This window comes from Levilactobacillus tangyuanensis, from assembly GCF_003946545.1.
GTDB lineage: Bacteria > Bacillota > Bacilli > Lactobacillales > Lactobacillaceae > Levilactobacillus > Levilactobacillus tangyuanensis.
The window spans coordinates 132,079-152,280 of the sequence record NZ_RHOA01000003.1 but is presented as its reverse complement, the minus strand read 5'-3'; the positions used below and the strand labels follow the sequence as shown (position 1 = coordinate 152,280).

23 protein-coding genes are annotated in these 20,202 nt (G+C 47.5%); 8 read left to right on the top strand and 15 right to left on the bottom strand.

Translation table 11 applies throughout. The annotated features are described in order from the left end of the window. Positions 1-9: 9 nt before the first annotated feature. From EKM96_RS03980 to EKM96_RS03965, 4 genes are all read right to left on the bottom strand, one after another. Positions 10-345: a hypothetical protein gene (locus tag EKM96_RS03980; protein WP_125640042.1), complete on the bottom strand. Its 336-nt coding sequence runs from the start codon at positions 343-345 to the stop codon at positions 10-12. Between the two features lie 66 nt (positions 346-411). Further along, entirely contained in the window at positions 412-1,164 is a 753-nt protein-coding gene (locus EKM96_RS03975) for a 16S rRNA (uracil(1498)-N(3))-methyltransferase (protein ID WP_125640039.1), read from the bottom strand. A gap of 2 nt (positions 1,165-1,166) precedes the next feature. Further along, positions 1,167-2,117, bottom strand: a complete 951-nt coding sequence (prmA, locus tag EKM96_RS03970; RefSeq protein WP_125640036.1) for a 50S ribosomal protein L11 methyltransferase — start codon at positions 2,115-2,117, stop codon at positions 1,167-1,169. Between the two features lie 103 nt (positions 2,118-2,220). Continuing rightward, a complete protein-coding gene (locus EKM96_RS03965; protein ID WP_082622325.1) occupies positions 2,221-2,538 on the bottom strand; it encodes a hypothetical protein in 318 nt (105 codons plus the stop codon). 359 nt (positions 2,539-2,897) lie between these two features. Here EKM96_RS03965 and mscL point away from each other — a divergent pair, with 359 nt between their 5' ends. After that, positions 2,898-3,278 carry a large-conductance mechanosensitive channel protein MscL gene (gene mscL, locus EKM96_RS03960; RefSeq protein WP_125640033.1) on the top strand — a complete coding sequence of 127 codons (381 nt, stop codon included), beginning with the start codon at positions 2,898-2,900 and terminating at the stop codon, positions 3,276-3,278. A 236-nt stretch (positions 3,279-3,514) separates the two neighbouring features. Beyond that, positions 3,515-3,769: a hypothetical protein gene (locus EKM96_RS03955; protein WP_225417586.1), complete on the top strand. Its 255-nt coding sequence runs from the start codon at positions 3,515-3,517 to the stop codon at positions 3,767-3,769. Between the two features lie 80 nt (positions 3,770-3,849). Here EKM96_RS03955 and EKM96_RS03950 read toward each other — a convergent pair whose 3' ends face one another. Genes EKM96_RS03950 through EKM96_RS03940 form a run of 3 tightly spaced genes read right to left on the bottom strand, consistent with a single transcriptional unit; the run spans position 3,850 to position 5,757 of the window. Continuing rightward, positions 3,850-4,818, bottom strand: a complete 969-nt coding sequence (locus EKM96_RS03950) for a DUF4097 family beta strand repeat-containing protein (RefSeq protein WP_125640029.1) — start codon at positions 4,816-4,818, stop codon at positions 3,850-3,852. Further along, positions 4,815-5,447 carry a DUF1700 domain-containing protein gene (locus tag EKM96_RS03945; RefSeq protein WP_125640026.1) on the bottom strand — a complete coding sequence of 211 codons (633 nt, stop codon included), beginning with the start codon at positions 5,445-5,447 and terminating at the stop codon, positions 4,815-4,817. The genes EKM96_RS03950 and EKM96_RS03945 overlap by 4 nt, the downstream gene beginning before the upstream one ends. Continuing rightward, a complete protein-coding gene (locus EKM96_RS03940) occupies positions 5,440-5,757 on the bottom strand; it encodes a PadR family transcriptional regulator (protein ID WP_125640023.1) in 318 nt (105 codons plus the stop codon). Before EKM96_RS03940 ends, EKM96_RS03945 begins: the two co-directional genes overlap by 8 nt. A gap of 269 nt (positions 5,758-6,026) precedes the next feature. Here EKM96_RS03940 and EKM96_RS03935 point away from each other — a divergent pair, with 269 nt between their 5' ends. From EKM96_RS03935 to EKM96_RS03915, 6 genes are all read left to right on the top strand, one after another. Beyond that, the gene (locus tag EKM96_RS03935; protein WP_125640020.1) at positions 6,027-6,389 is read left to right on the top strand and encodes a hypothetical protein; all 363 of its coding nucleotides are present in this window, start codon (positions 6,027-6,029) and stop codon (positions 6,387-6,389) included. Between the two features lie 191 nt (positions 6,390-6,580). Beyond that, entirely contained in the window at positions 6,581-7,180 is a 600-nt protein-coding gene (locus EKM96_RS03930) for a hypothetical protein (protein WP_125640018.1), read from the top strand. 503 nt (positions 7,181-7,683) lie between these two features. After that, positions 7,684-7,806, top strand: a complete 123-nt coding sequence (locus EKM96_RS10750; protein ID WP_263853537.1) for a hypothetical protein — start codon at positions 7,684-7,686, stop codon at positions 7,804-7,806. A gap of 79 nt (positions 7,807-7,885) precedes the next feature. After that, the gene (locus EKM96_RS03925) at positions 7,886-8,275 is read left to right on the top strand and encodes a hypothetical protein (RefSeq protein WP_125640015.1); all 390 of its coding nucleotides are present in this window, start codon (positions 7,886-7,888) and stop codon (positions 8,273-8,275) included. A 498-nt stretch (positions 8,276-8,773) separates the two neighbouring features. Next, a complete protein-coding gene (locus EKM96_RS03920) occupies positions 8,774-9,415 on the top strand; it encodes a hypothetical protein (protein WP_125640011.1) in 642 nt (213 codons plus the stop codon). A gap of 282 nt (positions 9,416-9,697) precedes the next feature. Continuing rightward, entirely contained in the window at positions 9,698-10,198 is a 501-nt protein-coding gene (locus tag EKM96_RS03915) for a hypothetical protein (protein ID WP_125640008.1), read from the top strand. Positions 10,199-10,290: 92 nt separating this feature from the next. On the opposite strand, the gene lepA is transcribed toward EKM96_RS03915, so the two are convergent. The 8 genes from lepA to dnaK form a co-directional block, all read right to left on the bottom strand. Further along, the gene (lepA, locus tag EKM96_RS03910; RefSeq protein WP_125640005.1) at positions 10,291-12,123 is read right to left on the bottom strand and encodes a translation elongation factor 4; all 1,833 of its coding nucleotides are present in this window, start codon (positions 12,121-12,123) and stop codon (positions 10,291-10,293) included. A gap of 109 nt (positions 12,124-12,232) precedes the next feature. Beyond that, positions 12,233-13,522, bottom strand: a complete 1,290-nt coding sequence (gene dltD / locus EKM96_RS03905) for a D-alanyl-lipoteichoic acid biosynthesis protein DltD (protein ID WP_125640002.1) — start codon at positions 13,520-13,522, stop codon at positions 12,233-12,235. A 3-nt stretch (positions 13,523-13,525) separates the two neighbouring features. After that, positions 13,526-13,759 (bottom strand): D-alanine--poly(phosphoribitol) ligase subunit DltC, encoded by a 234-nt coding sequence (gene dltC, locus EKM96_RS03900; RefSeq protein WP_125640000.1) that lies wholly within the window; start codon positions 13,757-13,759, stop codon positions 13,526-13,528. Positions 13,760-13,790: 31 nt separating this feature from the next. Beyond that, positions 13,791-15,002, bottom strand: coding sequence for a D-alanyl-lipoteichoic acid biosynthesis protein DltB (gene dltB / locus EKM96_RS03895; protein ID WP_125639997.1), 1,212 nt, complete (start codon positions 15,000-15,002; stop codon positions 13,791-13,793). Further along, positions 15,002-16,531 (bottom strand): D-alanine--poly(phosphoribitol) ligase subunit DltA, encoded by a 1,530-nt coding sequence (gene dltA / locus EKM96_RS03890; RefSeq protein ID WP_125639994.1) that lies wholly within the window; start codon positions 16,529-16,531, stop codon positions 15,002-15,004. The genes dltB and dltA overlap by 1 nt, the downstream gene beginning before the upstream one ends. A 50-nt stretch (positions 16,532-16,581) precedes the next feature. Next, positions 16,582-16,731 (bottom strand): teichoic acid D-Ala incorporation-associated protein DltX, encoded by a 150-nt coding sequence (locus EKM96_RS03885; protein WP_061775977.1) that lies wholly within the window; start codon positions 16,729-16,731, stop codon positions 16,582-16,584. A 299-nt stretch (positions 16,732-17,030) separates the two neighbouring features. Beyond that, positions 17,031-18,179 (bottom strand): molecular chaperone DnaJ, encoded by a 1,149-nt coding sequence (gene dnaJ, locus EKM96_RS03880; RefSeq protein ID WP_125639991.1) that lies wholly within the window; start codon positions 18,177-18,179, stop codon positions 17,031-17,033. 124 nt (positions 18,180-18,303) lie between these two features. Further along, positions 18,304-20,166, bottom strand: a complete 1,863-nt coding sequence (dnaK, locus tag EKM96_RS03875) for a molecular chaperone DnaK (protein ID WP_125639988.1) — start codon at positions 20,164-20,166, stop codon at positions 18,304-18,306. Positions 20,167-20,202 lie beyond the last annotated feature (36 nt).

Sequence of the window (20,202 nt, the reverse complement as noted above, 5' to 3'; positions counted from 1 at the left end):
CCTTAGTTTTTAAGATTTAACTTCTTTGCGAGTCTGCGTCAAACCGTAACTCAAATAGGAAACACAGACGTAAACAATGGCAAAATAACGCGTATAACGTGGGAGAAACAATAGAGCCCCCAATAGATAAATAACTGGCCAGATTAGTAACCACCAGCCTGGTTGCGCCCGTCGATAAATTGCCCGCCCCATCACAATGGCCAAACAACCGTTAATGATGACGAGTAACCCGCCGAACCGCCAAACCGGACTGATACCAACCAGCGTTGCCAATCCTGGTAACGCAATCCCCATAATGATACCAATGACCCAATAGCGCCAACCGATCTTCTCTAAGAACGCCATCTCATTCACCCATCTCTCTTGATAATTGCAACTATTTTAGCATGTTTTCAGTGAGATTTCATTAAGTTATCTTGGTTGTTGGAGTTCCAGAACCATGGATACCGCAGATAAAAGGTACAGCGGCGCCGTTTCGGTCCGCAAGATCCGTGGGCCTAAGCCCACCAAGGTTGCGCCAGACTGTTCGGCCAACTGAATTTCCTTCGGGCTAATGCCACCCTCTGGCCCAAAGATAGTCAGCAAACTATCCCCCGCCTTGAGTTGCGTTAACCGTTGATTCAGTGCGCTCTGTTCGCCCTGCTTGGCGGATTCCTCGTAAGCCACCAATGTGGTGGTGACCGGAGTCTTCAAGACCGCCGGCAAATTGTCGACATAACTAACGGTTGGCCGAGCCAAGCGATGCGCTTGCTCAGCCGCCCCAGCAGCAATCTTATTTAACCGAGTTAATTTCTTAGCCACCTTATTGCCCTGCCATTTGGCGACGGACCAATCGGCCCCAAAGAAAATGATGTGCTGAACGCCCAATTCCGTTGCCTTCTGGGTAATCCATTCGGCCTTCTCCTGTTTGGGAAGTCCGCAGGCAATCGTCACGGGAACTGGCAACTCCACCGCCGGCGTTGGCACAGCCGTCAAGGTCACCGTGGCCGAGTCGTCCGTGACCCGTGTCAGTTCGCCATGGAACAGGTGGGCCGTGCTATCAACGAACTCGGCTTTTTCGCCGACTTCTGCCCGCAAGACCCGAACCCAGTGGCGATACGTCGTCGCATCCAAGGTGAGCTGCTCGCCAGTCGTCACTGGTTCTTCAAGAAAGTATCGTTGCATGCCTATTCATCCTCCGTTGGCTTGTGGGCAATGACGCCACGCCAATCCTTCATTTGCAGAATGTTGTCGATGATGAAGCCCTGCTTTTCTTGCGCCTCAACGACACTGGTCAACTTATCGGCAATGATCCCGGAAGTAAGAAAGTAACCGCCCGGCGTCAGATTTTCCCAGGCTTGGGGCACCAGGGGCAGGATAATTTCGGCCAAGATATTAGCCACCACTAAATTAACCGGCTGATGAATCCCATTCAACAGGTTGTTGGGCTTAGCCACAACGTCCTTGGCAACTGGATTTAGATCAAGGTTGGTCTTCGCGGAACGCACCGCAACCTCATCGAGATCAAATGCCGTGATTTTATCCACGCCCATCAACTTGGCCGCGATACTCAACACACCCGACCCCGTGCCAACATCATACATGGACTCGCCACCACGAACGACCATTTCCATTGCCGTCAGTGACAACCGCGTCGTTGGATGGGTCCCCGTACCAAAGGCCATCCCTGGATCTAACCGGATAACATTCTCACCAGCTTGGACCGGTGAATAGTCCTCCCAGCTAGGCGTCACCGTCAAATAACGGGTAACCCGGACGGGATGGTAATACTTTTGCCAGGCCGTGGCCCAGCTTTCATCGTCAACCGCCTGGCTAGTCACAGTGCCCGGATTGGGGTCTAACCCATACTTACTTAAGTCCGAAACTCGTTGCCGAATCGTTGGCAGAATTTCCGGCACGAATACCGTCTCGGGGTAATAAGCGGTAATTTCGGCCCCTTCCGTCCGGTGCGGGATGGTTGCCAAATCCACAACCTCCCCATATTTTCCGGGCTTCAAGTTGGCAAAGTCGGCAGCATCATCGATCTTGACGCCACTGGCACCGGCCTCCTGTAAAATATTGCTGACGGCTTCAACCGCTTCGTTGGTCGTTAGTACACTCACTTCTGTCCACTGCATGCCGTGTATCCTCCTTAAAATTCAAATAAAAAGAGCCAGAGACAACCACTCATTGTCCCCAGCTCACCGCTAAACATTAACTATAAATGACGCTCATCATCGCTTAGGCCTTCTCGGCGCCGGACGGATGATCATCGTTTTGCTGTTCCCGCTGGGCAAGACGTGTCTCAAGATAATCCAACATATCCGCCTCATTTTGGAACACGCGGGGGTGCTTCTGTTTATGCAGTCGCAAATCAATCTCGTTAATTCGCTGACGTCCCGTCCACGTGTGACCATAACGAATGATTACCCGGTTATTGAGCGAATCTTGACCGAACTTGAAAACGTACACGCTCTCTGGCGCCATCAACGGCCGGATATACGACTTTTCGTAACGATAGTTATGTTGCCGTAAGAACTCTTTGGTTCGACTCAGCATGGTAATCACCTCCTATATATGACAATCTACTCGGTTTTCAAAAGAAACAAGCCGTTTCGGTTGTTCAACTACGTTAAAAAAGTATCAATAATTGATAATAGTTGATCTGACAACGAATTGCAAGCAAAACGTTTGGCGATCCGGCCAAAATTGCTAAGATTGATGGAATCTTTCACTGTTTCGCTCATGTTTTTGAAACCACTTACATTATACCGCAAGCTGCATTTTTATAAAACAAGAAAATTGCGTTCATTAGCGGCAATTGGTCTTTTATCGACGCAATCCAAGTCTTTCTATTGCAATTTATCCCCGGATCGTAAAAAATAGAAGGTAATCAATTCAACCGGGAGGCCAACACATTGCTAAAAGAATTTAAGGATTTCATCGCCCGCGGAAACGTCATGGACCTAGCCGTTGGGGTCATCGTTGGGGCTGCTTTCACCGCTATCGTCAATTCACTGGTCAATAACCTGATTAATCCACTCATCGGCCTATTCGTCGGGAGTATCGACTTCTCTAACCTGGTCCTGACCGTTGGCAGCGCCCACTTCAAGTATGGCGCATTCATCAACTCCGTCATTAACTTTCTCATCATTGCCTTCGTGGTCTTCCTATTAATTAAACTGATTAATAAGGTGGTTGCCAAGCCCGCCGAGGAAGCCCCAGAAGTCCCGGAACCTAGTGCCGAGGAACGCTATCTAAAGGAAATCGTTACCCTGTTGAAGGACAAACAAGACTAAAGGATCCCTGCCAGACAATCGTCTGGCTTTTTTGATACCATAAGTTTTTTTATTAAATATCATAAATATAGTTGCGTATTACTCAAAATATCTTTAAAATTAATTGATGTTGTGTGTTGCTTTTCACAGCTAATTCTGAGATGAGATGGTTAATTAACCCTAATACGCTTTCATTCAACCATTTCATTCAGATTATTCGCTGCACACTTATCATTTTTCTGGGAGGAATCAGTATCATGATGAAAACAATACCAAAGATCGCTATGCTTTTCTTAGTCTCACTCACTTTGGGAGGTACCACTGAACAGTTAACGACTCCAACAACAGTCGCCCAAGCCAAAACTAAGCGCGTCTGGATTGCGGTAGCCCATGGGAAAAAGTACCATTTTTCCAAGCAGTGTCGGGGGCTGAACAACGCCGGTAAACTCAAGCATGTCAAACTATCCTGGGCGAAACACCACCATTACAAACGCTGCGGTTTCGAGAAATAGTGTTTTCGGTTTACATATATGTATACTAAGAGCACTGTCAGTCAATGACTGACAGTGCTCTTTTTGTTTTGTCCTAACGACTACCAGAAACTCACGCTAATGTCGCCATCGGCAGAGGTTAACTGATACTGCGACGTGGCATGTGAATGCCGGCGATAGCCACTGTTCTGTGAGCGACCTGCCACAGAGATATCCCCCATGTCGGCGTCGTTCAGGCGCGTTTCAAGGCCCGCCGTGCGATCGATGTGGGCCGTGATGTCGCCATCATCCGTATAGGCCTTCAAGGTTTTAGCCACCCGATTATTTTGCAGATGCAGATCGCCATTCAACGATGTGACCTTGCCACCGCCAAGTTTATTTTGGGTCAGCCGGACATCTCCGTTTTGCGATGTCACCTGGGTGTCGTTGGCTGACACCCGGCTATTCATGACCGTGACATTGCCATTTTCTGCCGTCAGGCTTAAATGCTTAGCCTGCGTTTGATTGACCTGAACATCCCCATCCTTAGATTGAATCGTGAGACGACCAGCAACCTTGGTATTGGCTATGCGACTATCGGTCGAACTACATAAGTTCATCGTCTTGGCTTGAATACCTTGCAACGACAGTCGACGACTAGCCTTCTGAACCGTCACGTCGCTTAATCGGGTTCCCCGAGGCACCGTGACTAGTACCTTGTCAGACGTATCACTAACGGGACTGAACCCAATGAAGAAGTGACTCAACCGATACGTCGGCTGGCCCCCCGTAATAAACAACGTTCCCTTAGAAACCGTTGCCTTGGCAGCATCCTGTCGGTGATTGGTCATCGTCGTCACGGTCACCCGATTTGAATCCCCCTCCTGGATGGTCACCCGGGACTTCGCATTCACCATAATCTTGTGATACGTTCCGGGATTCATGGACGTCTGGTGTTGCTCAATCACCTGAAACCCCCGATGATCGTGTGACCAGGTGACGCTCTTGTCCCCGTGGTTTAACCAGCCGATCCCGGTCAACACCAGGCCTAATCCCAAGCAAATTAAAGCAATTTTTGTTGTCTTTTTCATAAGGCACGCCCCCGTTCAGCCCGAATACGGGGCATAAATCGATGATAGATTTTCTTGGCTAGCCAAGAAATCCCCCAGATTAACCAACTACCGATCCACTTAATCACCAGCCAGACTAGCCAGTTAGCCCCTAAGATCGTCAGCCCCATCCCGATATAAAAGAGGCCCGTCCAGGGTGCCGCGATCACCGTCGCCACACCAACAAATAGGGTCACGACTCCTGCTGCAATCAGACTCACGAAAGTTGCGACCGCTGCCACCATCAGGCCAAAGACCACACAGCCAAAGGCCAATAGTAAGAGCAAAATGACGAGTAAAATAGGAATAGTAACCGGCGTTGATAACAGTGCCAGGATAATTAACCAGACCATGCGAACGTTGGTCTTGGCCCGTTTAACATTCGTCTGCGAATCACCCGCTGAAGTTTCCTGGTCACTAACCTTAATTGAATAATCGGCTAAAACCTTGCGAGCTAATGAACGTGGCGACCCCAGCTCGTTAACCGCGTCATCATACGACTTGATGCCGGCATCAAATAAATACTCTTGATAGTAAGCGATGACATCGGCCCGTTCGTCCGCGGTCAACTTCCCCAATAGTTTGGTCACCGCTTGAAAATAATCATTCATTAATTTTTCCTCCCAATAGCGTTGTGATCGCAGTACTAAAGCCCTGCCATTCCGTCTGGATTTCCCCAAGTCGACCACGACCAGTCGTTGTTAGTTTGTAGTACCGGCGGTTACGCCCCTGAAAAGGCTCATCATAGGTCTCTAACCAGCCATTCTTTTTGAGTCGCCGTAGCACTGGATACAGCGTCGACTCAGAGATAGGAATGAGCCGTTGAACCTCTTGGGTTAACGTGTACCCGTAATAATCCTTGGTCGTTAATAGACCTAAAACACACCCATCCAATAGTTCAGTTGGCACCTGAATTGCCATACGCTCACCTCCAGCAATACTATACGGCGTATAATATTAATCAATTAATAATATACCCGTTGGATTTGACCTTGTCAATCACTACTAAACCATTTGACGACCTGAACTTGTTGCAACTCTATTTTCAATGGTCCAAACCTTTTTGTGAGCGCCCCTTACTATTCCACATGAAAATGCTATACTGTGAACAGACGCAATTTCGTTAGCAAGTGCCGGTTTCCAAATAGATTTGCGTATTTTATCTTGCGTAAAAAGAGGTCGATAAGACGATGAAAGAGGAACGGATTACTTATACAAAGACTGACTGGCAACAAGCCCAAAACGCTGTTTTCAATGAGTATGACCGGTTGGTGAAAGAGATGCATGATGAAGGGGTCGACTATACCATCCTGCAGGCCCGGCGAATTGTGATTTACCAAGACTTACTTGAAGAATGGAAGCATAACGTTCCCACCCTAATGGTTGACCTGGAGGACAACGACCAGGCCCGCAGCGTTTTCGCCGATCTGGATGAAGATGGTAGCAGTCACCTTTTAAGCCGTTGTGCTAAGCAAATGGAGAACTGGCCCGACTATATTCCTTCCCCCTTAACCATCTGGTTGGAGTTGGCCGAGGATGCTGAGGAAGACTAATTGAAGAATCAACCGACGACTCATCAATGGTGAGTCGTTTTTTATTTATTTTCTAAAATATTAGAAGTTCCAACAATTTATGCGGTATGGTTACAAACCCTATTTACTAACAGTCCACAAAATAGTAAGCTAATTCTAAGAACGCTGACCGCGAGATGATTAGCGCTGTCATGCATGAAGGAGCGATTCTGATGAATTTACATAAAGGTCTCACCTTAGCGGCCGTCACCCTCTCGGCCAGCATATTCTTAGCCATTCCCAGACCGGCCGCCGCAAAGGCCAGCTCATACTGGGACACCGAACACTGGGTAACCATTCGCAAGACGATTACCGTCAGCAAGATCAAGCCCGGCCACCCCACCTACAAGGGTGGCAAGGTTCTTGCTACCTACAAGATCCTACCAGGTACCCATTACAAGCTTGGCCATCCGGGGAGTGACTATACCTGGGTTCTGAACTCTGGAAAGTATAAGTCCGGGCCCAAAGGTGTCTATTCAGTCACAAAGCATGGTTCAAATTGGTTTCAAAAGGGCAAACAACCCCTCTACAAGACGTTCCACGGCTACCGGATTGAGGCCTACAAAGGCATGAAGACCTTCAATACCACCTACTCAAAGAAGACCCATAGCACCGCTTCTTACCTCAAGCCAACGCAAAAGAAACAGGTCATTTTCAAATACGGTACTCACGTCATCCCTACGAAACACGAGTGGGACGTCGTCTCATCTAAGACGGTTACCGCGTACAAGTACTCGAATAAGAAATGGCATAACCTGGGAACTAAGGATTAATTAGATCGCTTGGCTAGGCTGCCGTAACGCCCAAGAGCACCATGATTGTTAGATACAATCATGGTGCCCTTTTGTTGGATTTCCCCCGTTCACACCGGAATTAACCACATTGCAGATACTGTAATGCCAGAATTGACAATTTTTAATTGCCGATACGGAAATTTGTGCCTATACTGAATAGGAATGGTTTTAGAAACTCTGTCTAATCCCTTAACGAACCAAATCAGCAAATTACCAATTTGGAGGAAAAAATGTCTTCTAACTAATCCCCCACAGAACGATAAAATTTGTCAGGAGTGTCGTAACAAACTCGGACACAATGCCGCAAACCCGGCCACGATGAAATTGCCAGGAATGACACGATTGTTGCTATCGAAGCAATGATTGTATTAGGCAAAAAGGTTAAGGCCACGATGTCGCTCAATATGGTAACCCAGACCAGTGACCATCCTTGACAATAGTTCTTACAGCCCATCGGCTACATTAATCAACAACCACAAGCGGTGACTCAACTGGCAACGACCACTGCTGTTGACGAAATTCAACAGTTAAAGGGACAACTGGATGATGGCATTATTACCAAAGAGAAGGTTAACACGAAGAAGCCACAACTGCTTGAGCTATAAGACTCGAAGAGCCTTGCCTAATGAGTAGTCCAAACCTGACGACTCTAAAAGCTGTCTAAAGTTCCATGGGAGGGAAAACATGAAAAAGAAACAATTATTAACAATCGCTCTGGCCACTGTTGCAGCGGCAAGTTTGTTCATTTCAACAACCGATACGGCCTCAGCTTCTAGTACGACCCCTAAGAGTATGCGTGGCTATTATATCGGGGGCAATCACTTATTATGGCTAACAAAGCACAGCCTTCGTGAAGGTGCCCCTCAGGCCGACGTTTACTTTTATCACATTAAAAGTATTTCCAAAAAGGGCAACACCTATCGTTTCCATACTAAATTCACCCTCGGCGGTTCAACCTACCCTACGCTTAAGCTTAAGAAGGTTGGCTACCACAAAATTCGTCTCGTTGGCATGGCAACCGTCCATAAGGTTAGCAAGTCCCACTATTACCGGTATGCTAACGGTGGCTACTAAAACAGAATTTTCCTAAAGTCACCACTAATTTGTCATTCACAACCAAGGCCCCCGTTTGAGTAAGGTTAGTACCTACTCAAGGGCGGCCTTTTTCGTTCAAGCCCATAATAATTTCCAGTCGAACACTTTCAAGATAAGCTCGTAAGGAAATCACATCTAGGTCTATTTATACTAGATGTAGCAAATCGTCAAAAAAAGTAGCTCCCATTATAAATAAAGATATGCATATTACGATATTTTTGATACACTGTTAAAGCGTCTTTTTTAGTCCAAGGCAACGAATAGTTACATCATCATCTATCTATAGAATATCGCCTAATGTTCATTGCCATCTTTCAAATACTTTATTCTCCATTATCTTAGACGACATACATCGAAGAATAGTTGAAATGTTCACTATAAATTTGCCAAGAACCATAAAAGGAACGCCCAGTCTAAGGCTGGATTGGCTAGACATTAGCCCCAAATACTGGTTTCATTAATTTAGGAGGAACAATTTTGTTCATTAGAATTATCGGATGGGTAATCATTATATTCGTGGCAATGTTTATTTTAGGGTCAATTTTGGGGAATAAAGAAGGTTCTGGGGAACGCACGAAACCCAAGGAATTCGTGATTGCAGGATTAATCATTCTCCTGATCGGGATGCCGATGGCCTTTCACCATTCAAAACCAAAGGTCGCCGAACAACATCATGTCACTAAAGCTGAAAAAGCTTCATCATCAGCAAAAAAAGTTTCTTCATCCAAAGCAAGTTCTAAGCGTGAAGAATCCAAAAAAGAAAAATCCGAGGTTAAAAAAGCCAGAGAGAAAAATGAACGAGAAAACTTAGCTAACTATAAAACCGCGCTTAAAACGGTTCCCACTAAGACCAAGGGCACTATCACTAGTGCTTATGTGGATAAAGATAGTGGTGTGACCATGGTCACCTTGTCTGACGATGCACTCGCTTTATCAAGCAATGAATTAAAAACCGTCGTGAAGTCCGCCTGGAATGCCGTTGGTAACCTACGTAGCAATTACACGCCTTTCGCCAGTGATAAGGGATCAACAGAAATGTATATTACAATTCAGGACAGTGCTGGCAATAAGCTGGCACATACTTCCCTTCTGGGATCATTTAAATACGATGGCGAATAATTTTTATATTTAATGAGTCTCAACTTTTTACTCCGACAAGAATTCGAATCCATCCCTTCAATTACGCAGGATAACAAAGCACGACATACCGAACAGCTTAGCTGCCAAGTATGTCGTGCTTTTCTATTCAGTCTTTAAAGCCTCTCATAAGGGGAACCACCATTCGACCAACCCTTGGCCCATCCTCGGCCCAATACCTAGAAATCCATAATTTCACGACCGCAAAGAGTGATATTATAATTATGATACATAAATTAATAATTCTGGGGAGGACTTTTTACAATGAAGAAAGTTTTAAAGTCACTTCTAATTGCCATGGCGTTCCTTATAGCAATCTGTACACTTGGCACCACCGCTTCCGCCAAGAGTACCGGCTACTCCTATAGCAAGTTGCCCAAGTCAATGACCGGAACTTGGTATGCCTATACAAATTTTGGTTATGGGAAGAAGAAAGTTTATAAGATTCACGTTAACAACAAAAATTTGCGCAAATACAAAAAACACCAAATCTACTACGGAAAAAAAGCCGAAAAGACCAGTAAGTACTGGACGGCCACCCAAACCGGTAAACTTCACGGTTATCGTTGGATCCATACTTATGGCTGGCAACAATCAGCCGGTGCTGGTAGCTACTACAACTTGCATAAATTTGGTAAGCACAAAGTACTGACGATTGCTGGCGGTGCAGATGGTGCCGTCGATGCTCATTACTACAGAAGCAAATCGGTTGCCAAAAAGATGGGTACTAAGCGTTATCCCAAATTCGTCTACTTGGACTTTTAGGCAAAGCTAGCAATATAAACATTATAAAAAACACCACCTATCTCGCAATGAAAAATTGCTAAGTAGGTGGTGTTTTCTATTCATTAGATAACCTATTTCGTTTCGTCTTCATCGGTCTTCAGAACGGCCATGAACGCCTCTTGAGGAATATCAACCTTCCCCACGGCCTTCATCCGCTTCTTACCAACCTTTTGCTTCTCCAACAGCTTCATCCGCCGGGTACGGTCACCACCGTACAGATGGGCCGTCACATCCTTCCGATAAGCCTTAATCGTCGTCCGGGCAATAACCTTGGCCCCGATGGCCGCTTGAACCGGAATTTCAAAGTTTTGACGAGGAATGATGCCCTTCAGCCGTGACGCGATCTCACGACCTCGTTGAGGGGCAAACGTCCGGTGAGCGATAAAGCTCAGCGCATCGACCTTATCCCCGTTCAAGAGAATATCAATCTTAACCAGGTCCGCAGCGGAGTAGCCATTTCTCTCGTAATCCAGGGACGCATACCCACGGGTGCTCGACTTCAACTTGTCGAAGAAGTCGAAGATGATTTCGGACAATGGCATGTTATACATGATATTAACCCGGTAATCATCCAGATATTCCATCGTCAAGAATTGACCCCGCCGGTGTTGGCACAGGTCCATGACGGCCCCAACGTATTCGTTAGGCGCCATGATCGTGGCCTTCACGATCGGTTCTTCAATTCGCTTGATGGCGGAAGCCTCTGGCATTTCGGCCGGATTTTCAACTTCCTTCATCGTGCCATCGGTCAGGAAGGCATGATAGGTAACGGATGGTGCCGTCGTAATCAGATCCAGGTTGAATTCCCGTTCCAATCGCTCTTGCACGACATCCATGTGCAACATGCCCAGGAACCCACACCGGAACCCAAAGCCCAAGGCTTGTGAGGATTCGGGTTCAAATTCCAGCGCCGCATCGTTCAGCTTCAATTTTTCCAAAGCTTCCCGCAGATCGTTAAGCTTGGCGTTGTCGGTCGGATACAACCCGGCATACACCATGGGGCTCATTTCCCGGTAACCAGGCAGGGCCTTCTCGGCAGGCATGGCCGCGTTGGTCACCGTATCACCGACACGGGTATCGGTGATATCCTTGATGCTGGCGGTGATATACCCAACATCCCCGGCAATCAAGTTATCCCGCGAAATTGGCTTGGGTGAGTTCACCCCAACCTCGGTCACTTCGTATTCACTCCCGCTGTTCATCAGACGAATCTTATCGCCGGGTTGAACGGTGCCTTCAAAGACCCGAATACTCAAGACAACGCCACGATAGTCATCGTAGACGGAGTCGAAAACCAAGGCCTTCAATGGCGCATCGAGGTCGCCGGTTGGTGCGGGCACCTTGGCCACAATTTGTTCGAGTAATTCCGGAATACCGATCCCCTGCTTGGCACTGGCCAAGACGGCATCATCGGCATCCAAACCAATCACATCTTCAATTTCCTTTTTAACCTTATCCGGATCGGCGGCAGGCAGGTCAATCTTGTTGATGACGGGCACGATTTCCAAATCATCGTCCAACGCTAAATAAACGTTGGCCAGCGTTTGGGCCTCGACCCCTTGAGCGGCATCGACCACCAGCACGGCCCCTTCACAGGCGGCCAGGCTCCGTGAGACTTCATACGAGAAGTCCACGTGCCCTGGGGTATCGATCAGGTGAAACTCATAGTCATTGCCATCCTTGGCATGATACGTCAATTCAACCGCATTAAGCTTGATGGTAATCCCGCGTTCACGCTCAAGTTCCATGTCATCCAACACTTGGTCTTGCATATCGCGCTTGGAAATCGTATCCGTCAGTTCCAGAATACGGTCCGCTAAGGTCGATTTCCCGTGGTCGATGTGGGCCACGATGGAAAAGTTGCGAATGTATTTTTGATGTTGCTTTAATTTTTCAAGATCCATGTTGATTTCCTACTTTCTTAAACGCCATGTCTCAACAATTATACCAACCATCCCCGGGAAGTACAAACTTACCGCCAATGAAAAAGGCCGGCACCGGCCGACCCTTTCCCTACTTCGTATTTTGTTCGTACTGTGACAGATCATCCGGCGACAATTGTTGCCAGGTCTTAGAGTAGAACTTATCATTCATCGCATAGTGGGTCTTCGGTTGTGACTTGCTGAGGAACGGGTTAACCCGTTGATCAACCGCCAACCAGCCCCGCCAGCCTAAGTGAATCGTATCCGTCGTGAAGTACGGCACATCACCCTTATCACTCAAGTCAACGATGTTATTGAAGCCTTGCGATTGCAATTGATAGTGAATCTTTTGGTCAAATTGCCGCAACATGGTTTCGGATAACCCCGTGTACTTTTGCCACCGACTGTTAACCGGTGGAATGATAAAGAGAACATTCGTATTCAATCGTGAAAATTGGTCCAAACAGAGTTGGAAATCGGCAAATTCAGGCGACTTGGTGTAGGAAAGATTCTTTTGGAATCCCTTCAGACTCCCGGTCTTGACTTCCTTTTTCAACCCCTGCTTGTAGAACTTATCACTGATTCGGAATGGATTATCGCCGGTCGCTTCACGACCTAGACGACCACCGAGTTGATCCAGCGCCGAGTAGGAATAATGAGTGGGTAACTGCTTGGCTTGCTGGTTCACTCGACTCAAGTTTCGTGATGGTAAGTCAATCCCCGAGAAGAACTGATCTTCTTGTGTCAGCATGTTCTTCCGCGTTTGCAGATAGAATCGTTGATAGTTGGTCAGTTGCTTCCCGTCCGCTACCCGTTGTAGAGCAGCATAGATGAAGTGGTCCGACTTAGCGGCTGGCATTTGCAGAAGTCGATTAGCCGCATAACGGTCAATCGCATCCGTCCGGAAGTGCGTGAGCCACTCAGCCGTTTGGAGTTGTGAGTAGTAGTAGCCAAAGGCATCCTTACGCGTCCCATCCTTCACGAACCATTGTGGTGAAATCACGAAGACCGCCTTCTTGTTGCGAAGTTCGCCTTGAATGTTTTGCATCACAAAGTATTGGGTCAGTGATTGCGACCCCCTGGCACCCAGCAGGAACGGACGATAATTCCGCTTATACTTCTGGGCTAAAACCGAGGGATGCATGGGATCGATACGTGACCACTCTGAGGACCCAAAGAATGGGACATACCCATCCTTCAAGGCAGCTTCTTTAATATGCTTACCCCGTAAAACATTGGGGGATAAGGATACTGCAGCCTGCTTTTCCTTAGTGGCACTCACATGACTGAAACCAACGTTCACCGGCATTGCTAACACCGCGAAAACGAGAATGGCCGCGAGTATTAACGGACCAAAGATCCGCAGTAATCGCTTTGCCATTGGCTAGGCCAGGCTTTCAGCTTTGCTAATAATCTTGTTGGGCGTGTCCCACTCTGACCGCTCAAATTCTGAAACGGGCACATTAATCCCTAGTTCAGATTGTAATTGTAATAAGAGTTGTACGGAACCCATGGAATCTAACAACCCACTATCAAATAAGTTGTCATCCATCGCGCCACTAACATCGTTCCCCGTTAAATCGTTTAAAATGCTCAAAACCGTTTCCTTAGTATCCATTTTCTATTTCCCCCTCGATGAAATATCGAAATTATTTTGTGAACCAAATTTTATCCAAGAAGCCTGAGAAGATTAAGAAGCTAAAGCAGACCATATTGGCCGTCAAGAAGATGGCGAAGGCTTGCGTAAATCCGTTGTGCGGAATACTTTCCCGATGCTTCTTCTTATAGCGTAACCAGGCATCGTTAACCACCAGTGCTACCCCATGAAACAGGCCGTACGTAATGTAATACCAGGTTACCCCGTGCCAGAACCCCATAATCAACATGTTAATAATATAAGTGACGTTCGCCGTCGTCGTTGGCTTCTTGAAGACCTTATGCTTCATGAACCAGAAGACCAGTCGCATGTAGATAAAGTCTCGGAACCAGAACGACAACGTGATGTGCCAACGATTCCAGAAGTCCTTGATGTTCGGTGACTTCCATGGTTGATTAAAGTTCATTGGCGTCTCAATTCCCATGATGTAGGAGGTCCCGACGGCAAACAATGAATAGCCCGCGAAATCGAAGAACAAGTCAGCACTGTAGGCATACATATACCCTAGCACCGGCCACGACAGGTTCAAAAAGCCACCTCGTGAGTGCATCGCCATGATTTCCAGCTTCGGCATTAACATGGTGCCAAAGTAATAAGCCAGGATAAACTTATACAGGAACCCGACGAAGATGTAGCGAACACCCTTTTGAATCATACCAAGATACTTTTCACGGCTCGGTACCGACCGATAGTCTTTTTCGAAACGCCGGTAACGGTCAATCGGCCCGGATGAAATCGTTGGGAAGAACAACATGAATTGCAGAAAAGTCATGAGTGAATAATTCTTCAGCGTTCCATCACGAGTTTCCATCATCGTTTGCACGGCTCTAAATGTCAGGTAACTCACACCCAAGAACCCAATCAAGGACGCTTGACCATGGTCCACGGCCGGTGTCACCTTGACGATGGTCAATGGGATAATCGCGAGAATCACCATGAGGTAAAAGACTGGTCCTGAATTCTTCTGCCTCCGGTAGACGGCATACCCCCAGGTTAATGCGACTTCATACAAAATGTAGATAATTAACGCGACCCCTTGCGTCCACTTCGGACCCCCGAAGGTTAAGAGCAAGAAGAACACAGAAATTAACGTTTCATACAGTCGTGACCGTTTACCGTACAGGAGACCAATCATCAGTGGCAGCAGTGCCACTCCCAACAAGGCGAAATACGTTGGGTTACCATACGGTTCAAATGACAGCACTATTGATTAACCTCAGCAATAATAGATTTAATATCAACCTTGCCGTTGGGGGTCATCGGTAGGCTATCCTTGTAAACAAATCGTTGTGGAATCATATATTCCATCATATCTCCACCTTGTAAATTGTCCTTAATCGCCTTGGTCAGGGCCAATTCACTACTAAATTCATGATCAGCTGGAACCACCCAGGCAATCAGTTGGCTCACCTTATGACTCCGGTCATAACGAGGAACCGCAACCCCCACCTGAATATGATCTTCAAGTGACAGGTAATGGTTAACCTCTTCCAGTTCAATTCGGTAACCATGTAACTTGATTTGGAAGTCCGTTCGACCACGATACATGATGAGACCGTTGTCGAGTTGAACCCCGAGGTCTCCCGAACGATAAACCGTCTGGCCATTCCAATCAACGAAGGCCTTCGCCGTCTTATCCGGATTGTTCAAGTAACCCTTGGACATCGATGGTCCAGAAATCAGAATTTCGCCTTCCGTTCCGGCGGGAACCGGGTGCAGATTATCATCGACCACCACAATCTTCGAGTCGTCCTTGACATACCCAATTGGTAGTCGTGGATAGGCCCGAAGAACATCCGCCGTAATCTCAACCTGGGTCACAGCCACAGTGGTTTCGGTTGGCCCATAGGTGTTGAAGATTCGCGCATCTGGGAACCGATCATGCAGCGTTTGGGCTGTTCCATGCGTTAGCTCTTCTCCACAGAAGAGGAAACGCGTCAGGTTCGGATAATGGGCGGCATCGAAAGTGGGTTCTAATAAACAGATATCCATGAAAGATGGGGTCGATACCCAGACGTCCAGATTCATCGCTGGCAGTGTTTCAAACAAAGCCTTGAAGTTATCCGTAATCGTCTTCGGCAAGGCCACCAGCGTGCCCCCACTGGCCAAGGTTGGCCCCCAGTCCATAACGGACAGGTCAAACGAGTATGGCGCTTGAGAAAGCGTCCGTGGAAAATCTGGTAGGTCAAAGTCTTCACTCAGCATCCAATTGACGTAGCTCAATAAGTTGGTGTGAGAAATTTGAACTCCTTTTGGCTTTCCGGTTGTCCCAGAAGTAAAAATAATGTAGTACGTTTCATCACCCTTAACCGCATGATCCGCCACATAGTCGATTGCAGAACCGGCAAAGATGGTGTCCAAGTTAGCCGTGGTGATCACGGGTGTTGCTTTTAGGTCAGCCGGAATGGGACTAACGGCAATGGCTGCCGCCGGCTGAGCGATTTCATTAATTGTTGTAATCCGTTCCATTGGCGAATGCGTATCAATCGGAACATAGGCATGGCCACTCTTAACAATGCCTAAGAAGGTTGCCATCATCGCAAAGGTTTGACCACCGTACACCATAATCGGTGCGTGTCGTGGTAAGTCCATGGCATCCAAGTGGGCAGCTAATGCGTCCGATTGCCGTTTCAAATCACCATACGTGTTCGTCTTACCAAGATCGTCATAGGCAATCCGCTGTGGGTCGCTTGTGGCAAACTGGTCGATTGTTTTGATCAGGTCATTTATCATGACTTATTCCCCCCCAGAGTATTTTCACCAACGAGTGGTTGACCCCTCAACTAGAACTCGTTGTATATAAATGTTGAATTGTTTAAACCGCTATATCCGTATAAATACACTAATGCCATCAGAATGCAAAAGTAGAACGTGGTCCAGCCGATAAATGCCACCACCGGCTGGTGCCAAAACGCCAGCCATTTTGCTTTCATGAAATCCACCCCCAAAGTTAGTCGGTTATTCGCCCCCGCACCGACACCGTTCAGCCCATGAACAGAAGCCCGTATTCCCCGACGAATACTTCTGCAGATGGTGAAGATCGTGGCTTCAGCCACGCTTCTTATATTCTGAGATTATCATTGCGAAAACCCGAATGCAAACAACACTACTCAACCTTAACGCTTTCTTGTTATTTTAGAAATCTTTTTCTTTGTGATACCCAACAAAAAAAGGATGCCGAAAACTTCAGCATCCTTGATAGATTAGCGATTAGCCCACTTCTGGGCCTCAACTAATTTTCGTTGAATTTGTCACGCATTTTGTTAAATAAGTTTCCTTTGCCGCTACCAGTGACGTTCTCGCCACTGGCCCGAGCGAAGGCCTTCAGTGCTTCCCGTTGACCCTTATTCAGGTTCTTAGGCGTGACAACCTTAACGGTCACGTGTTCATCACCGTTACCATTGCCCCGCAAACGAGGCGCACCCTTACCGCGCAGACGGAAGGTCGTGCCACCTTGCGTTCCGGCAGGAATCTTGAGCTTAACGTCACCATGAACCGTCTTCACCGTCACGTCATCCCCCATGGTTGCCTGAACAAAGGAGACGTCTTGATCGAAGTAGATTTCACTGCCGTCACGCTCGAAGTCCTTGCTTGGTTCGACCTTGAAGATAATGAATAAGTCACCGTAACCCCCGCCATTTTGGCCGGACTCACCTTGACCCTGCAACCGCATTTGTTGACCGTCATCGACCCCGGCTGGGATGGTCACTTCAACTTCATGCCGTTCTTCTTCATGACCGGAACCGCCACAGGTTGGGCACTTGTCCTTGATTTCCTTACCAGTCCCATTGCAGACGGGGCAAGGTTGTTGGCTACGCATCCGTCCCAATGGTGTGTTGGTTTCAGTCGTCACGTAACCGGAACCGCCACATTGATGACAGGTGACGGGCGACGTGCCTGGCTTAGCCCCGTTACCACCACAGGTATGACACTGAGCCTCACGGGTGTACTTAATCTTGGTCTTCTTCCCAAAGATGGCTTCTTCAAACTTCAAGTCCATCTGGTACTGAAGATCGCGACCGGGTTGCGGCGCGTTAGGATTACGTTGACCACCGCCACCACCAAAGAACTGGTTGAAGATGTCATCGAAACCACCGCCGCCATTAAAGCCACCGAAGCCCTGGCCACCTTGACCGCCGAAGCCGCCAAAACCACCCTGAGCACCATCTGCTGACCCGTATTGGTCGTAGTTAGCCCGCTTTTGTTCATCACCCAAAACGTCATAGGCCTCTTGGACTTCCTTGAACTTATCAGCCGCATCAGGGGCCTTGTTCAGGTCCGGGTGATACTTCTTTGATAATTTCCGATAGGCCTTTTTAATTTCATCTTGGCTGGCATCCTTTGCGACACCTAATACGCCATATAAGTCCGATTGCGCCATCCGATTTCCTCCCAATCAATTCCGCTAAATTAAAATGCTAAGTGTAAGAATAGCATACTCGAAACAAAAAGCCAAAGCCCAACGGACTCTGACTCCTTGCCGTTGCCATGTTAGACGTTAATGACTACTTCTTGTCATCGTCGTTGACTTCATGGAAGTCACCGTCGACTGTTTCGCCGTCTTTGTCGTCCTTCTTGGCACCCTTGTCGTCACCGGCGTCATCCTTGCCAGCGGCTGCTTGTTCTTGTTGCGCTTGTTGGTACAACTTGACAGACAGGTCTTGGATAATCTTGTTCAGGTCATCCTTCTTAGCCTTCATGTCGTCCATGTCGTTGGATTCTTGGGCCTTCTTGAGGGCATCACGAGCATCTTCGGCCTTCTTGATTTCGTCATCGGAAACCTTGCCCTTAACGTCCTTCAACGTCTTGTCGGTTTGGAAGAGTAATTGGTCGACTTCGTTCTTAGTGTCGACTTCTTCCTTACGCTTGTTGTCGGCAGCTTCGTTTTCCTTGGCTTCCTTCATCATCTTATCGATTTCTTCATCGGACAGGCCATCGGAACTCTTGATAGTAATCTTTTGTTCCTTGTTGGTCCCCATGTCCTTAGCAGAAACGTTAACGATCCCGTTCTTATCGATATCGAAGGTCACTTGGATTTGAGGAACACCACGAGGTGCGGCTGGAATATCCGTCAGTTGGAAGTTACCCAACGTCTTGTTGTCAGCGGCCATTGACCGTTCACCTTGTAAGACGTGAATATCAACGGCTGGTTGGTTATCGGCAGCGGTTGAGAACACTTGTGACTTGCTGGTAGGAATCGTGGTATTACGGTCGATCAGCTTGGTGAAGACACCACCCATGGTTTCAATCCCCAAGGATAATGGCGTAACGTCAAGTAAAACAACGTCCTTAACATCACCAGTAATCACACCACCTTGAACCGCAGCACCTAAGGCAACGGCTTCATCAGGGTTGATTGAGTGGTTGGATTCCTTACCCGTCCACTTTTCAACGGCTTCTTGAACGGCTGGAATCCGAGTGGACCCACCGTTTAAGATCACAACGTCAATGTCGGAAGCTTGTAAGTCGGCATCCTTCAAGGCGTTTTCAACGGGTACCCGCGTCTTTTCAACTAAGTCAGCGGTTAATTCGTTGAACTTAGCCCGGCTCAAGCTCTTTTCCAAGTGCAATGGGCCATTGTCGCCAGCGGAGATAAATGGCAAACTGATTTGGGCTTCAGTAACCCCAGAGAGGTCCTTCTTAGCCTTTTCAGCAGCATCCTTTAACCGTTGAACGGCCATCTTATCCTTGGACAAGTCAACGCCATTTTCTTCCTTGAAGCCGGCGATTAACCAATCCATAATCTTTTGGTCAAAGTCATCCCCACCTAAGTGAGTATCACCGTTAGTAGACAGAACGTCGAAGACGCCATCCCCTAAGTCCAAGACAGAAACGTCAAACGTCCCACCACCAAGGTCATAAACCATGATTTTTTCATCTTTGTCTTGCTTGTCCAAACCGTAAGCTAAGGCTGCAGCTGTTGGTTCGTTGATAATCCGTTCAACGTTCAGACCAGCAATCTTACCGGCATCCTTGGTAGCTTGACGTTGGGCGTCGTTGAAGTAAGCTGGCACCGTGATAACGGCCTTATCAACCGTGTCACCAATGTAGTCTTCAGCGAAGGCCTTCAAGTGTTGTAAAATCATTGCAGAAATTTGTTGTGGCGTGTAGTCCTTGCCGTCAACCGTTTCCTTGAAACCAGCTTCACCCATGTGACTCTTGATGGATGAGATGGTGTTAGGGTTAGTGATTGCTTGGCGCTTGGCCACTTCACCAACTTGAGTTTCGCCATCTTTAAAAGCGACAACGGATGGCGTCGTACGAGCGCCTTCCTTGTTTGCAATAATCTTTGGCGTGCTACCTTCAAGAACGGCAACGGCTGAGTTAGTCGTCCCTAAGTCAATTCCGATAATCTTGTTACTTGCCATCAAAAATTCCCTCTTTTATCTTTATTTTTTATGATT

Excerpts from the sequence above, each read along its gene's own strand:
- EKM96_RS03945 (WP_125640026.1), bottom strand. The coding sequence starts at position 5,447 with ATGAATGATTATTTTCAAGCGGTGACCAAACTATTGGGGAAGTTGACC.
- EKM96_RS03940 (WP_125640023.1), bottom strand. The coding sequence starts at position 5,757 with ATGGCAATTCAGGTGCCAACTGAACTATTGGATGGGTGTGTTTTAGGT.
- dltC (WP_125640000.1), bottom strand. The coding sequence starts at position 13,759 with ATGGATACTAAGGAAACGGTTTTGAGCATTTTAAACGATTTAACGGGG.
- lepA (WP_125640005.1), bottom strand. The coding sequence starts at position 12,123 with ATGGATCTTGAAAAATTAAAGCAACATCAAAAATACATTCGCAACTTT.
- EKM96_RS03925 (WP_125640015.1), top strand. The coding sequence starts at position 7,886 with ATGAAAAAGAAACAATTATTAACAATCGCTCTGGCCACTGTTGCAGCG.
- dltA (WP_125639994.1), bottom strand. The coding sequence starts at position 16,531 with ATGATAAATGACCTGATCAAAACAATCGACCAGTTTGCCACAAGCGAC.
- dnaK (WP_125639988.1), bottom strand. The coding sequence starts at position 20,166 with ATGGCAAGTAACAAGATTATCGGAATTGACTTAGGGACGACTAACTCA.
- EKM96_RS03955 (WP_225417586.1), top strand. The coding sequence starts at position 3,515 with ATGATGAAAACAATACCAAAGATCGCTATGCTTTTCTTAGTCTCACTC.
- dnaJ (WP_125639991.1), bottom strand. The coding sequence starts at position 18,179 with ATGGCGCAATCGGACTTATATGGCGTATTAGGTGTCGCAAAGGATGCC.
- EKM96_RS03950 (WP_125640029.1), bottom strand. The coding sequence starts at position 4,818 with ATGAAAAAGACAACAAAAATTGCTTTAATTTGCTTGGGATTAGGCCTG.
- EKM96_RS03965 (WP_082622325.1), bottom strand. The coding sequence starts at position 2,538 with ATGCTGAGTCGAACCAAAGAGTTCTTACGGCAACATAACTATCGTTAC.
- EKM96_RS03915 (WP_125640008.1), top strand. The coding sequence starts at position 9,698 with ATGAAGAAAGTTTTAAAGTCACTTCTAATTGCCATGGCGTTCCTTATA.
- prmA (WP_125640036.1), bottom strand. The coding sequence starts at position 2,117 with ATGCAGTGGACAGAAGTGAGTGTACTAACGACCAACGAAGCGGTTGAA.
- EKM96_RS03975 (WP_125640039.1), bottom strand. The coding sequence starts at position 1,164 with ATGCAACGATACTTTCTTGAAGAACCAGTGACGACTGGCGAGCAGCTC.
- EKM96_RS03930 (WP_125640018.1), top strand. The coding sequence starts at position 6,581 with ATGAATTTACATAAAGGTCTCACCTTAGCGGCCGTCACCCTCTCGGCC.
- EKM96_RS03935 (WP_125640020.1), top strand. The coding sequence starts at position 6,027 with ATGAAAGAGGAACGGATTACTTATACAAAGACTGACTGGCAACAAGCC.
- EKM96_RS03885 (WP_061775977.1), bottom strand. The coding sequence starts at position 16,731 with ATGAAAGCAAAATGGCTGGCGTTTTGGCACCAGCCGGTGGTGGCATTT.
- EKM96_RS03980 (WP_125640042.1), bottom strand. The coding sequence starts at position 345 with ATGGCGTTCTTAGAGAAGATCGGTTGGCGCTATTGGGTCATTGGTATC.
- dltD (WP_125640002.1), bottom strand. The coding sequence starts at position 13,522 with ATGGCAAAGCGATTACTGCGGATCTTTGGTCCGTTAATACTCGCGGCC.